Origin of the sequence: Falsiroseomonas selenitidurans (assembly GCF_012103215.1) — a bacterium.
GTDB lineage: Bacteria > Pseudomonadota > Alphaproteobacteria > Acetobacterales > Acetobacteraceae > Falsiroseomonas > Falsiroseomonas selenitidurans.
Genome location: NZ_JAAVNE010000012.1, coordinates 95,200 through 107,441 on the forward strand (window position 1 = coordinate 95,200; position 12,242 = coordinate 107,441).

Consider the following 12,242-nt stretch of genomic DNA (forward strand, 5'->3'; position numbering starts at 1 on the left):
CGGCCTGTTCCTGCGGCTCGGGCGGCTCCGGGGCGGTGACGTCGCCGGCGTGGCGGCGGGGGCCCGGGGCGTCATCCCGGCCTGGTTCGCCGTTGCCCTGGCCGGCCCATGGGTCGGCGTCGACAGGGCCGGCGCGACGGTTGCCCAGGAGTTGCCGGTCCCGCGCGCGGTCGTTACTCTGCCGATCGCGCTGGCGGCATTGCTCGCTTGGCAATTGGCAAGGTTCCGACCCATGGCCGCGCAAGGCGTCTCCCATGCCGCAGAGGCTGCCGCGCATGGCGCCTTCGATCTCCTGCCCATCGTGGTGCTGCTCGCGGCGGCGGTGGTCGCCGTGCCGGCCTTCCGGCGGGCGGGGCTCGGCTCGGTGCTGGGCTACCTCGCTGCCGGCCTCGCGATCGGCCCCTATGGCCTCGGCTTCTTCCACGATGCGCAGTCCATCATCCATGTGGCCGAGCTGGGCGTGGTGCTCTTCCTGTTCGTGATTGGGCTGGAGATGCAGCCCTCGCGGCTCTGGGCCATGCGGGGCGAGATCTTCGGGCTCGGCCTGCTGCAGGTCACCCTGGCGATCGCCGCGCTGATCACCGTCGGCCTGGCCCTCGGCTATCCGACGGCGGCGAGCTTCGTGGCGGGCACCGGCTTCGTGCTGACCTCGACCGCGATCGTGATGCAGGTGCTGCAGGAACGTGGGGCGATGGGGCTGCCCAAGGGGCGGCGGATCGTCGCCATCCTGCTGCTGGAGGACATGGCGATCGTGCCGCTGCTCGCCCTGGTCGCGTTTCTCGCCCCCGGCGGGGCCGATGCGTCGGCGGCAGACCGGCTGCTGGGCGTGGCCATCGGCCTCGGCGCCGTTGCGGTGCTGGTGCTGGCCGGGCGCTATCTGCTCGACCCGATGTTCCGCCTGCTCGCGCGCTTCGGCGCGCGTGAGGTGATGACGGCGGCGGCACTGCTGGTGGTGCTGGGGGCCGCGATGCTGATGCAGGCAGGCGGGCTCTCCATGGCCATGGGCGCCTTCCTCGCCGGCGTGCTGCTGTCGGAATCCTCCTTCCGGCATCAGTTGGAGGCGGATGTCGAACCCTTTCGCGGCCTGCTGCTGGGACTGTTCTTCCTCGGCGTCGGCATGGCGCTGGACCTCGCGATCATCGCCGCCAACTGGGTCGTGGTCGCCATCTCCGTCCCGGCCTTCATGATCCTGAAGATGGCCGTGATCTACGCCGTGGCGCGCCTGCTGAAGGCGCCGCAAGCGGAGGCGCTGGAGCGCATGGTGATGATGGCGCAGGGCGGCGAGTTCGCCTTCGTGCTCTACGCCTCGGCCACGCAGGTCGGGATCCTCACCGCGGCGTGGCATGCGACGCTGACGGCGATCATCATCTGCTCGATGGTGCTGACGCCGCTGATGATGATCCTGCACGACCGGCTCGCGCCGAAGCCCGCGCCGTCGCTGGACGGCGTGGAAGCGGCCAAGGGCCTGTCCGGCCGCGTGCTGCTGATCGGGTTCGGCCGCGTCGGCCAGATCGTCAGCCAGCCGCTCCTCGCGCGCGGCTACAGCCTCTCGATCATCGAGACGGATCCACAGGCGATCCGCGATGCCGGGGCGTTCGGCTTCAAGGTCTGGTACGGCGACGGATCCCGGCTCGACATCCTGCACGCGGCGGGCGCCGCCGAGGCAAGCCTCATCATCGCCGCCGCCGATGATGCGGAGGCCGTCACCCGCATCGTCGCGCTGGCGCGGCACGCATTTCCCGCCGTCCCCGTGCTGGCCCGCGCGGCCGACCGGGAACATGCGCTCGCTCTCGTCGCGGCGGGGGCCGCGTATCAGATCCGCGAGACCTTCGAAAGCGCCATGGCGCTGGGGCGCGAAGCCCTGCTGCGACTGGGCGACGCGCCCGAGGCGGCGGAGGAGGTGATGCGCAGCATCCGGCATCGCGACGCCGAGCGATTCGCCCTCGAGACCGCGGGCGGCATCGATGCGGGCCGGTCCCTGATCCACGGCAATGCCGGGCGGGCGGAAGCCGACTGACCCGGCTGCCGCGCCGGCGCGGCAGGTCGCGATCCGCCCGGCCCGTCACCAGGGCACCGCACGCCCCGTGCCGAACCGGCTCAATCGGCGTTCGCCCCGTCGGGCGCTGCCTCCCCGGTCTCGGCTTCCTCGGGGCGCTGCGCGGCCCAGGCCAGCAGGGAATCCAGGGCTGGGCACAGCGCCTGTCCCCAGGGGGTGAGGCTGTATTCGACCCGCGGCGGTACCTCGTGATGCGCGACACGGTGCACGATGCCGTCGCGCTCCAGCGCCCTGAGCTGCTGGATCAGCATCTTCTGGGTCACCCCCGGAATGGCGCGTTCCAGTTCGGAGAAGCGACGCGCCTTGCCACCGAAGAGGTGAAACAGGATCAGCAGCTTCCAGCGCCCCTCGAGGAACCCGATGGCCTGTTCGACGCCCGATGCGGCGGAAAGCGGGGTATGGCCGCGATCCGCGCGATCGGGATGGTAGCTTACTTTTTTGTGTGTACTTGCCATAACCATATCTTCGTCGCACCTCTGTCCCGATGCAAGCCCGTCGGCCCCGCCCCGGGGCGACGACAGCCAGAGGAACCCGCCATGTCACCTGACCTGCCCCCGCCGGTTGCCCGGTTTTTCGCCGCCGACAAGGCCGCCAGCCTCCGCGACTGCTTCGCGCCTGACGCGACCGTGCGTGACGAAGGCCGCAGCATGGCCGGGCTTCCGGCCATCGAGGCCTGGCACGCCGAGGCGCAGGCGAAGTACCGGCACACCCATGAACCGCTGCGCGTGCAGGCCCGCGATGGCCGGCTGGTGGTGACCAGCCTGGTCACCGGCCAGTTCCCCGGCAGCCCGGCCGAGATCGACTTCGCCTTCCGGCTGCGCGACGGCCTCATCGTCGATCTGGAGGCCGCGTGATGCCGGCCGGTGAACTGGCCGGCCGCCGCGCCCTGGTCACCGCGGCCGGCCAGGGCATCGGCGAGGCCGTGGTGCGGCGGCTTCGCGCCGCCGGCGCCGCGGTTCTCGCCACCGCGCGTTCGCCGCGGCCCGATGCGGCGGATGAGCCTGCCTGGCTGGCCGCCGACATCACCACCGCGGAAGGCTGCGCGGCCATCGCCGCCGCGGTGGAGCGGGTGCTGGGCGGCCTCGACATCCTGGTCCATGTCGTCGGCGGCTCGGCGGCGCCCGCCGGCGGCTTCGCCGCGCTGGACGATGGCGAGTGGCGGAAGGAATTGGAGCTCAACCTGTTCCCGGCGGTGCGGCTCGACCGCGCGCTGCTCCCGGGCATGATCCGCCAGGGTCATGGCGTCGTCGTGCATGTCACCTCGATCCAGGCGCGGCTGCCGCTGTATGATGCGACGCTGGCCTATGCCGCCGCCAAGGCCGGGCTCTCGACCTACAGCAAGGGCCTGTCCAACGAGGTGGCGCGGCATGGCGTGCGGGTGGTTCGCGTGGCCCCCGGCTTCACCGAGACCGCCTCGGCCACGGCGCTCATCGCACGCCTGGCCAGGGAGGCCGGCAGCGACGCGGCGACGGCCCGGCAGGGGCTCATGGACTCGCTCGGCGGCATCCCGATCGGCCGCCCGAACGCGCCGGAGGAGGTGGCCGAGCTGATCGCCTTCCTCGTCTCGCCGCGCGCGGCCACGATCACCGGGACCGAATACATCATCGACGGCGGCACCATCCCCGTCGCCTGACGGGCCGGGCGCCCGCCCGGTCGGCACCCCACGACGCCGTGACCGGCCCATGCTCGCTCGCCCGGGTGGTGTCGCCCGGGCGATCCTTCAGGCGGCGGCCTCCCGGTCAATCATGCCCGCGCGTCAGGCCGCTGACGAAGTGCCGCTGCAGCCAGAGGAACAGGGCACCGACCGCCAGCGTCGCCAGCAGCGCGACCGCCATCACGCGGTTCCATTCCATCTCCGTCTCGGACAGGAACTGCGTGGCGCCCACGGTCAGGGTCGTGTCCGCACCGCCCGGCAGGAAGGCGCGGGCGAAGAGGAAATCGTTCCACGACACGATGAAGGCATAGAGCGCGACGGCGGCGATGCCGGGCATCGCCAGCGGCAGCGCCACGCGCCGCAGCGCGCCGAGATGACTGCAGCCATCCAGCAGCGCCGCCTCCTCGATCATCGGCGGGATGCTGTCGAAGAAGCCCTTCATCATCCAGGTGGCGAAGGGCGCGGCGAAGGCCAGGTTCGCGAGCACCACCGTGAGGGGCCCGCCGAGCAGCCCGGCGCGATGGAACATGACGTAGAGCGGCACGACCAGCAGCGTCGACGGCAGCATCTTCGCCACCAGGATCACCGTGCCAAGCCCGCGTGCCGCACCGCCCTGCGCCCGCGACAGCGCATAGCCCGCCAGGGTGGCGACGAGGACGACGGCCAGCGTCGTCAGCACCGCGATCAGCAGCGAGTTCCACGCCCAGCCGAGCGCGGGCGTGTCCCGAGCCACCGCGGTGATCGTCGCCAGGCTCAGCTCGCCCGGGTCCGGCAGCAGCCGCGGCGGCCAGACCATGGTGACGGATTTCGGGCGCAGCGCGGTGATCAGCATCCAGTAGATCGGGAACAGCGCCAGGCAGAGCAGCAGGGTGATGCCCATGGCCATGCCGGCGCGGCGCGCAAGCCGCCTCATCCCCAGAAGCTCCGCATCAGCCGCCGCAGCGCGAAGCCCATCAGCAGCAGCGAGAGCGTGAAGGCGACGACGCCCTGCGCCGCGCCGAAGCCGATATCGTAGAATCGGAAGCTCTCGTTCCAGATCCGCACCGCGAGCGTCTCGGTCGCCCGCCCGGGCCCGCCGCCGGTCATGACCAAGATGGTCTCCACGTCGCGGATGGCGGCCAGCACGCTGAGGAAGCCGGTCACCACCAGCGTGTTGCGCAGCGCCGGCAGGGTGATGTGCCGGAAGCGCTGCAGCGGCGTCGCGCCATCCACCCGGGCGGCATCGTGAAGCTCGGCCGGCACCGCCTGCAGCGCCGCCAGCAGCATGACGGTGAAGAAGGGGTAGGCGTGCCAGGCCTGGGCCAGGATCACCATCGGCATCGCGAATTGATGGTGGACGAGAAAGGCGATCGGCTCGGCGATCAGGCCGATCGAGAGCAGCAGGTGGTTGAACAGACCCAGATGCCCATCGGCCAGGAACATCCAGACCAGGCTGCCGATGCTGGCCGGGACCGCCCAGGGCAGGATGACCGCCAGCCGCACCGCGGCACGGCAGGGGAAGCGGCGATCGAGCAGCAGGGCGCTGCCGAGGCCCCACAGGATGGCCAGCCCGACCGAGCCGGTCACGAAGATGCCGGTATTGGCGAGCGACTCCCAGAAGCGCGCATCGCCCAGCAGGCGCTCGTAATTCGCCGTGGTGAAGGCCAGCGGACGGTCGCGCAGGATGTCGAACAGGCGGACGCGGTGCAGGCTCAGCTCGAAGGTCAGCCAGATGGGCCAGGCCACCAGGACCAGGACCGTCACCGCGGCCGGCAGGGCGCAGAGGGCCAGCAGACGGGCCTTCTCCGCCTCCACCGCGCTGCGCCGCCGCCGCACCCTCAGAAGACGGCGCGCGTCAGGTCGCGATGCATCTGCTCCGCAGCCCGCGCCGCATCCTGCCGCCCGGCGACCATGGCGGTGACATGCTCGCCCACCACCGCGTTGAAGCGGGCGAACTCGCCTTCCTTGCCGCGCGGCATGAAGCTTCCCGTGCTCTCTGCCGCCGCCTTCTCGAAGATCGGCAGTTCCGGCCAGATGCGGCGCGCCTCCGGCGTGAGCATGCCGAGGCGCGCGGGCGGGTTGCCGCCGATCTCGGCGTATTTCTGCTGCCACTCGGCCGACTGGATCATCGCCAGGAAGGCGAAGGCCGCGTCCTTGCGCTCGGGCGCCGCATCCGCCGGGATGGCCAGCACGTTGGAGGCGCCGGCCGCCTGGTTCGGCAGCGGCAGGGGCGCCACCTTCAGCGCCGGCTGCAGCGCCTCGGGGCTGTCCTTGCGATAGGCGGTACCCCAGGACCCGTCGATGATCATCGCCGCATTGCCCTGCCAGAACAGCTGGCGCGCCGGGTTGGTGTCGAGCCCGGGCGGCGTGGCGCCGCTGCGCAGCAGGGTCTGCACCACTTCCAGCGCCTCGCGCAGCACCGGCATCGGCAGCAGCCGCCCCTGCTCCACCCAGTCGCGGTTCAGCCCGGTGATGAGGTAGGTCAGATAGACATAGGTGCCGGAGGTATTGGCGGTCGGCCAGACCAGGCCGAACTGGTCGATGCGGCCGTCGCCGTCGCGGTCCCGCGTCAGGCGCTGCGCGGCCGAAACCAGCTCGGCCATGCTGGTCGGCAGCGCGACGCCGGCCTGCTGGAACATCGCCTCGTTGTAGAACAGCCCATAGGCGTAGCCGAGCAGCAGCTGCGCATAGACCCGCCCGTCGCGGCGCATGTCGCGCTGCGCCGGGATGAAGTCCTGCTCCCGCCAGCCGATGGCGGCGAGCCGCGCATCCAGCGGCTCCAGGAAGCCCTGGTCGGCGAAGCCGTAGAAGTAGCGCGCGCTGATGTGGCAGAGGTCGGGCGGATTCTTCGCGATGAAGCGGGTGGTCAGCTGCGCGTGGTGCGGCTCGAACGGCACTTCGACGAGGTTCACGCGCAGGCCGGGGTTGCGCTGGCCGAACGCCTCCGCCGCCGCACGCCACCAGGGGCCGAAGCCCTCCCGCAGCTGGTAGGAGGGCATCTCCAGCACCAGCGGGCGGCGCTGCGCCAGCGCGGGCGCGGCCAGCACCGCGGTGGGCAGCGCCAGCGCGGCGCGACGTGTCAGTACAGCCATCGGACCTGATCTCCTGCTCGCGACGCGGACACTAGGATGCGCTCGGCTGCCGACCGGTGACGGCTTGGCGGCAGGGTCGTGACACACCGCGGCGTGGTGCCGCCGCCACGACAAGCGGTCGCCTTGTCCGGACCATGGCGCCGGGCGCGGCCCGGTTCAGTCGCGCAGGGCCTGCTCCAGCATGCCCGTCGCCTGCGCGATCTCCGCCGCCGCGATGACCAGCGGCGGCGACAGGCCGATCGCATCGCGCCCCTTGGTGGTGCAGGAAAGGCCGAGCGGTCGCAGCCGCGCCACCAGCGCCTCCGCCCTTCCCGCCCAGGCGCCTTGCAGCGGCAGCGCCAGCAGCAGGCCGAGCCCGCGCGGCGCGAGGCCGGTGGCCGCCGTCACCGCCCTGCGCAAGGCCGCGCCCATGGCCTCCGCCCGCGCCACCAGCCCTTCCGCCTCGATGATGCGCAGCGTCTCCACCGCGGCGCGGCAGGTCAGCGGGTTCTTCTCATGCGTGTAGTGGCCGAGATTGAGCTCCGGCGCCACGTTCAGCGCCGCATCGGCGATCACGGCCGCGATCGGCACCACCCCGCCGCCGAGCGCCTTGCCCAGCACCACCGCATCCGGCACCACGCCGACATGCTCGAAGGCGAAGAAGCGCCCGGTCTTGCCGAGGCCGGAGGGAATCTCGTCGAAGATCAGCCTGGCGCCCTGCGCGTCGCACAGCGCGCGCACCGCGGCCCAGAGGCCTGGCGGCGGGACGTGGCAGTTGGAGCGCATCGGCTCCGCCACCACCGCGGCGATGCCGGTGCGGCTGGCGGCGAAGGCAGCGTGCATCTCGGCCAGCATGCGGTCCGCATCCACCCAATAGGGCGTCACATGATGCCGCCCGGTCAATAGCGGGCCGAGCCGCGGATCGTGCCGCGCCGAGCCGAGGCCGAGCGCGCCCAGCCCATCGCCGTGATAGCTGCCTTCGAGGGAAATGCTCTCATGCCGCCCGGTCGCCACGCGGGCGAGCTTCAGCGCGATCTCCATCGCGTCCGACCCGCCGGTGGCGAACAGCACCCGCCCGCGAGGCCCGTTTCCCTGCGTCCCGGGCCAGCGCGCCAGCAGCGCCTCCGCCAGTTCCACCGCCGGGGCGTTGGTGTGCCGGCGCGGGCAGAAGGGCAGCTCCTGCAACTGCGCCTGCAGCGCCGCGATCAGCCGTGGATGCGCGTGGCCGATGTGGTGCACGGTGTTGCCGTGGAAATCCAGCATCCGGTGGCCATCGGCATCCTCGATCCAGCAGCCGCCCACGGCGCGCAGCGCGGCGAGGCAGGGCGAGGAGCCGCGCTGGTGGAAGAAGGCCGCGGCGTCGCGTGCCACGAGATCGTTCATCGGAGCCCCGCCAGGCGGCGTCCGCCGCGTTGTTCCAGCCACCAGATGCCCGCCATCGCCACGCCGGCCCAGGCCAGGATCACCACGCTCTTCGCCGCCGCCTGGCCGAAATCGCCGCTGCCGGCATGGTTGAAGATGGCCACCGAGGCCAGCTTGTGGTCACCGCTGACCAGGAAGATGACGGAGGAGAGCGTGGTCATGCCGTCGACGAAGACATAGAGCGTGCCGAGCAGCAGGGCGCCGCGCAGCAGCGGCAGCGTGACCTCCGCCAGCCGGCGCAGCAGCCCCGCGCCGAGCCCCTCGGCGGCTTCCTCGATGGCGGGATCCATGCGCTGCAGGCTGGCGCGCGCCGCCAGCACGGCGACGAACATGTTCCCGAACAGGATGTTCAGCACCAGCACCGCGCCGGTGCCGGTCAGCGCCAGGGATTCCAGGCCGAAGGGCAGGTTGAAGGCCAGGATGTAGCCGATGCCGAAGATCAGCCCCGGCAGCACCGCGGGCAGCAGCGCCAGGAAGGCCAGCACCTCCCGCCCCGGCGGGCGGATGCGCTCGATCACGAAGGCCAGTGCCACGCCCAGCGTGCCGCCGAGCGGCGCGGCCAGGGCGGCGACCCAGAGGGTATCCCAGACCACGGCGACGCCGCGCTCGCTGCTGCCATAGCCGGTGCCGGCGGCGGCGAAATGCGCGAAGGTCGGGCGCCAGGCGACACCCCATTCCACCGTGAAGGCGCCGGCGACCACGGTCGCATAGACCGCCAGGATGGCGCCGGCGACCAGCAGCGCCAGCGCCCCCAGGCCGCCGCGCCAGGCCCTGGGCAGCGCCGCCTCCGGCGCCGTGCCCGCCCCCGCGCCGGTATCGTAGCGCTTGCGCCGGCCGATGCGCTCCAGCGCCAGGTGCAGGGCAAGCCCGGGCGCCAGCAGCAGCACGCACAGCGCGGAAGCGAGGCCGGTGTTCCGGAAGGCCGTCATCTCATCGTAGATGACGGCGGCGATCACCGGCACGTCGCGCCCGGCCAGCAGCAGCGGGTTGCCGAAATCCGTCAGGCTCAGGATGAACACCAGCACCACCGCGCGCTTCAGCCCCGGCACGGCCAGCGGCAGCGTCACCTCACGGAAGGTCTGCGCGCGGGAGGCACCGAGGATGCCGGCCGCCTCCTCCACCCGCCCATCCTGGCGGCGCAGCGTGTTGTCCAGCACGATGAAGGCGGCCGGGACGAAGGACAGCACCTGCGCCAGCAGCACGCCGGCGATGCCGTAGATGTTGGTCTCGTCGGCATCAATCAGGCCGAGCCCCTTCTCCAGCAGCGCATCCGTGACCAGGCCGCGGCGACCGAACAGCATGATGATGGCGCTGGCCACCAGCACCGGCGGGGCGACCAGCGGCAGCAGCGTCACGGCCCGCAGCAGGCCGGGCCAGCGCACCCCGCCGCGATGCACCGCGAAGGCCAGGGCGAAGGCGATCGGCGTGGTGACGAGGCAGGCGAACAGCGCGAAGCCCAGGCTGTTCAGCGCGGCGCGGCGCAGATGCGGGTCGTCGAAGGGCGCGCGGTAGTGGTCGAGGCCGATCCGCCACTCCTCGCCGGTGCGCAGCGCCTCGAAGGCCTCGGGGGAAAGCTGGTCGCGGACCTGGAAGGCCAGGGCGACGCGCCGATGGCGCATCACCGCGGCCAGCGGCAGCGCCGCCTCCAGCCGCGCCCGCGCCGCCGCCGGCAGGGCGGCGCGCGCGCCGGCGGCGGCCTCACGCTGCGCCTCGAAGGGGGCGGCGAGGTCCCAGGGCGGGGTGACGCCGGCAAGGCGGAAGGCGGTGGCCAGCGCCTCCACCTCCTCCTGCGGGTTCCGCGGCACCGACCAGCGCGCCAGGGCGGCCTCTCGCCGCACCTCCGGCAGCAGCGCCAGGGCCTGTTGCGTGGCCTCATGCAGGCGCCACTCCGGCATCGGCCCGGTGACGACGAAGCCGCGCCCCAGCACGGCGGCGATCGGCCAGAAGATGAACAGCAACACCGGCAGCGCGACCAGGGCCGCCAGCAGCCAGCCCGGCAGGCGGCGCCGCCAGTTCACCGTGGCACCAGCGCCGGCGCCGCGATGGGCCGCAGCGCCAGCGCCTCGCCGGGGGCGGGGCGCAGGTGCCGTGCCGGCAGGTCGGCCGCGATGCGGGTGCCGCAGGGCAGCACCAGGCCCACGCGCAGCATGGCGCCCAGGAAGCGGGCCGATTCGACGATGCCGCGCAGCGGGCCGTCCGGGTCCGCGGCCAGTTCCTCCGGCCGCAGCACCATCAGGCAGGGACCGTCGGCGCGCGCCGCCGCCAGCGGCCAGGCGATGCCGAGCGCCTGCGGCACGCCTTGCACGATCTCGGCCTCCAGCAGGGTGGCCTGGCCGACGAATTCGGCGACGAAGCGGCTGGCCGGGCGCAGATAGAGGTCGGCCGGGGCGGCCTCCTGCTCGATCCGCCCGTCGCGCATCACCACCACCCGGTCGGAGATCGCCAGCGCCTCCTCCTGGTCATGCGTGACATAGAGCGCGGTCATGCCGAGCCGGTCGGTCAGGGCGCGGATCTCGTCGCGCAGACGGTGGCGGATGCGCGCATCCAGCGCCGCCAGGGGTTCGTCCAGCAGCAGCATCCGCGGCGCCGGCGCGATGGCACGGGCCAGCGCCACGCGTTGCTGCTGGCCGCCCGACAATTCATGCGGGTAGCGGTCGAGCAGCGGCAGGATGGCGACCATCGCCGCGACCTCGCGCACCCGCGCCGCGCTCTCCGCCCGGGGGCGACCGGCGACGCGCAGCGCGAAGCCGATATTCTCGGCCGCCGTCTTGGTCGGGAACAGCGCGTAGGATTGGAAGACGAAGCCCATGCCGCGCGCCGCCGGCGCCGCCGCCGTGGCATCGGCGCCGTCGATCGCGACCCGCCCGCCATCGGGGGCGGTGAAGCCGGCGGCGATGCGCAGCAAGGTCGTCTTGCCGCAGCCCGAGGCGCCGAGCAGCGTGACGAATTCGCCCGCGCCGACGGCGAGGCTGACGCCATCCACCGCGCGGGCGCTGCCGAAGGCCTTGCGGACGGCCTCCAGCCGCAGCCGCGGCGCGGCGCCGCTCAGCGCTGGAACCGTTCGGTGAAGCTGCGACGGAACGCCGCCAGGTCCACCGGGCGGCGCATCTGCCACAGGGTGATGCTGTTCAGGTCGACCAGCCCGTGGCCGGGCACGGCGGTGGCGCCGACCAGCCTCGTCAGCACGCGCGCCGCCGCCTCGCTCGCCATGAAGTCGAGGAACAGCTGCGCCTCGGCGCGGTTGCGCGCACCGGCCACCAGCCCCCCGCCCTCCATGACGTTGGGCGTGATCCGGCCATAGACGATCTCGACCGGGCGGCCCTGCGCCTTCTGCGCGTGGCAGGTGGTGTCGAAGGACAGGCCGATGGCCAGTTCGCCGCGCGCCGCCAGCTGCGCCCCGCCCGAGCCGCCATCCGAGTAGCTCCGCACGTTCTGGTGCAGGTTCTCGACGAAGTTCCAGCCGAAGGCGTCGACGAAGGTGGTCAGGATGGCCACACCCGTGCCGGAGCGCAGCGGCGAGGGCAGCGAGATCTCGCCGCGATAGACCGGGCGCACCAGATCCTCCCAGGCGACCGGCATGGGCAGCCGGCGCTCGGCCAGGCGCTCGGTGTTCACCACCATGCACATGGTGGTGGCGAAATGCATGACGTAGAAATCATCCGGCTCGCGGAACTGCGGCGCGAGCTCGGCGCCGCGCGGGCGATAGGGTTCGAAGACGCCGGCGGTCTTCAGCTGCTCGAGCGCCAGATTGTTCACCAGATAGACGACATCCGCCTGCGGCCGCTGCCGCTCGGCGATCGCCCGTTCCGTGATCGGGCCGGTGGAGCCGGAGACGAAGGTCACGCGGATATCGGGATGCGCCTGGCGGAAGGCGGCAACCAGCGGCGTGTTGACGCTGTCGCTGGCGTTGTAGATCACCAGCTCGCGCGCTTCGGCCGGACGGGCGGCAAGGCCCAGGAGAAGGGCGGCAAACAGGACGAATCTGCGGAGGGCATGCATCGGGGAGATCCTTCGCCGGCTGGCCGTTCAGGGCGCCCGCAAAATCCTCCGGCGGCATGGT

At 72.4% G+C, this 12,242-nt stretch carries 11 protein-coding genes; 3 read left to right on the top strand and 8 right to left on the bottom strand.

What is annotated here, in order from left to right:
- Positions 1-232 precede the first annotated feature (232 nt).
- Positions 233-2,017: a monovalent cation:proton antiporter-2 (CPA2) family protein gene (locus tag HEQ75_RS09780; RefSeq protein WP_168029758.1), complete on the top strand. Its 1,785-nt coding sequence runs from the start codon at positions 233-235 to the stop codon at positions 2,015-2,017.
- Positions 2,018-2,097: 80 nt separating this feature from the next.
- Here HEQ75_RS09780 and HEQ75_RS09785 read toward each other — a convergent pair whose 3' ends face one another.
- Entirely contained in the window at positions 2,098-2,511 is a 414-nt protein-coding gene (locus HEQ75_RS09785; protein WP_168029760.1) for a winged helix-turn-helix transcriptional regulator, read from the bottom strand.
- Positions 2,512-2,592: 81 nt separating this feature from the next.
- Between HEQ75_RS09785 and HEQ75_RS09790 the strand changes: the two genes are divergently transcribed.
- Both HEQ75_RS09790 and HEQ75_RS09795 read left to right on the top strand, forming a co-directional pair.
- Positions 2,593-2,910 carry a nuclear transport factor 2 family protein gene (locus tag HEQ75_RS09790; protein WP_168029762.1) on the top strand — a complete coding sequence of 106 codons (318 nt, stop codon included), beginning with the start codon at positions 2,593-2,595 and terminating at the stop codon, positions 2,908-2,910.
- The gene (locus HEQ75_RS09795) at positions 2,910-3,689 is read left to right on the top strand and encodes an SDR family oxidoreductase (RefSeq protein ID WP_168029764.1); all 780 of its coding nucleotides are present in this window, start codon (positions 2,910-2,912) and stop codon (positions 3,687-3,689) included. Before HEQ75_RS09790 ends, HEQ75_RS09795 begins: the two co-directional genes overlap by 1 nt.
- Positions 3,690-3,795: 106 nt before the next feature.
- On the opposite strand, the gene HEQ75_RS09800 is transcribed toward HEQ75_RS09795, so the two are convergent.
- From HEQ75_RS09800 to HEQ75_RS09830, 7 genes are all read right to left on the bottom strand, one after another.
- Positions 3,796-4,623 carry a carbohydrate ABC transporter permease gene (locus tag HEQ75_RS09800; RefSeq protein ID WP_168029766.1) on the bottom strand — a complete coding sequence of 276 codons (828 nt, stop codon included), beginning with the start codon at positions 4,621-4,623 and terminating at the stop codon, positions 3,796-3,798.
- Complete coding sequence (locus HEQ75_RS09805) at positions 4,620-5,525, bottom strand: carbohydrate ABC transporter permease (protein ID WP_168029768.1); 906 nt, start codon at positions 5,523-5,525, stop codon at positions 4,620-4,622. The genes HEQ75_RS09800 and HEQ75_RS09805 overlap by 4 nt, the downstream gene beginning before the upstream one ends.
- 2 nt (positions 5,526-5,527) lie before the next feature.
- Positions 5,528-6,781, bottom strand: a complete 1,254-nt coding sequence (locus HEQ75_RS09810; protein ID WP_168029777.1) for an ABC transporter substrate-binding protein — start codon at positions 6,779-6,781, stop codon at positions 5,528-5,530.
- A 156-nt stretch (positions 6,782-6,937) separates the two neighbouring features.
- Positions 6,938-8,143 carry an aminotransferase class III-fold pyridoxal phosphate-dependent enzyme gene (locus HEQ75_RS09815; RefSeq protein ID WP_168029779.1) on the bottom strand — a complete coding sequence of 402 codons (1,206 nt, stop codon included), beginning with the start codon at positions 8,141-8,143 and terminating at the stop codon, positions 6,938-6,940.
- Positions 8,140-10,200, bottom strand: a complete 2,061-nt coding sequence (locus HEQ75_RS09820) for an ABC transporter permease (protein WP_168029781.1) — start codon at positions 10,198-10,200, stop codon at positions 8,140-8,142. The genes HEQ75_RS09815 and HEQ75_RS09820 overlap by 4 nt, the downstream gene beginning before the upstream one ends.
- The gene (locus HEQ75_RS09825) at positions 10,197-11,297 is read right to left on the bottom strand and encodes an ABC transporter ATP-binding protein (protein WP_209318460.1); all 1,101 of its coding nucleotides are present in this window, start codon (positions 11,295-11,297) and stop codon (positions 10,197-10,199) included. The genes HEQ75_RS09820 and HEQ75_RS09825 overlap by 4 nt, the downstream gene beginning before the upstream one ends.
- The gene (locus tag HEQ75_RS09830) at positions 11,228-12,181 is read right to left on the bottom strand and encodes an extracellular solute-binding protein (protein WP_168029790.1); all 954 of its coding nucleotides are present in this window, start codon (positions 12,179-12,181) and stop codon (positions 11,228-11,230) included. Before HEQ75_RS09830 ends, HEQ75_RS09825 begins: the two co-directional genes overlap by 70 nt.
- Between the last annotated feature and the right edge of the window lie 61 nt (positions 12,182-12,242).

Excerpts from the sequence above, each read along its gene's own strand:
- HEQ75_RS09810 (WP_168029777.1), bottom strand. The coding sequence starts at position 6,781 with ATGGCTGTACTGACACGTCGCGCCGCGCTGGCGCTGCCCACCGCGGTG.
- HEQ75_RS09790 (WP_168029762.1), top strand. The coding sequence starts at position 2,593 with ATGTCACCTGACCTGCCCCCGCCGGTTGCCCGGTTTTTCGCCGCCGAC.
- HEQ75_RS09795 (WP_168029764.1), top strand. The coding sequence starts at position 2,910 with ATGCCGGCCGGTGAACTGGCCGGCCGCCGCGCCCTGGTCACCGCGGCC.
- HEQ75_RS09815 (WP_168029779.1), bottom strand. The coding sequence starts at position 8,143 with ATGAACGATCTCGTGGCACGCGACGCCGCGGCCTTCTTCCACCAGCGC.
- HEQ75_RS09780 (WP_168029758.1), top strand. The coding sequence starts at position 233 with ATGGCCGCGCAAGGCGTCTCCCATGCCGCAGAGGCTGCCGCGCATGGC.
- HEQ75_RS09785 (WP_168029760.1), bottom strand. The coding sequence starts at position 2,511 with ATGGCAAGTACACACAAAAAAGTAAGCTACCATCCCGATCGCGCGGAT.
- HEQ75_RS09830 (WP_168029790.1), bottom strand. The coding sequence starts at position 12,181 with ATGCATGCCCTCCGCAGATTCGTCCTGTTTGCCGCCCTTCTCCTGGGC.
- HEQ75_RS09800 (WP_168029766.1), bottom strand. The coding sequence starts at position 4,623 with ATGAGGCGGCTTGCGCGCCGCGCCGGCATGGCCATGGGCATCACCCTG.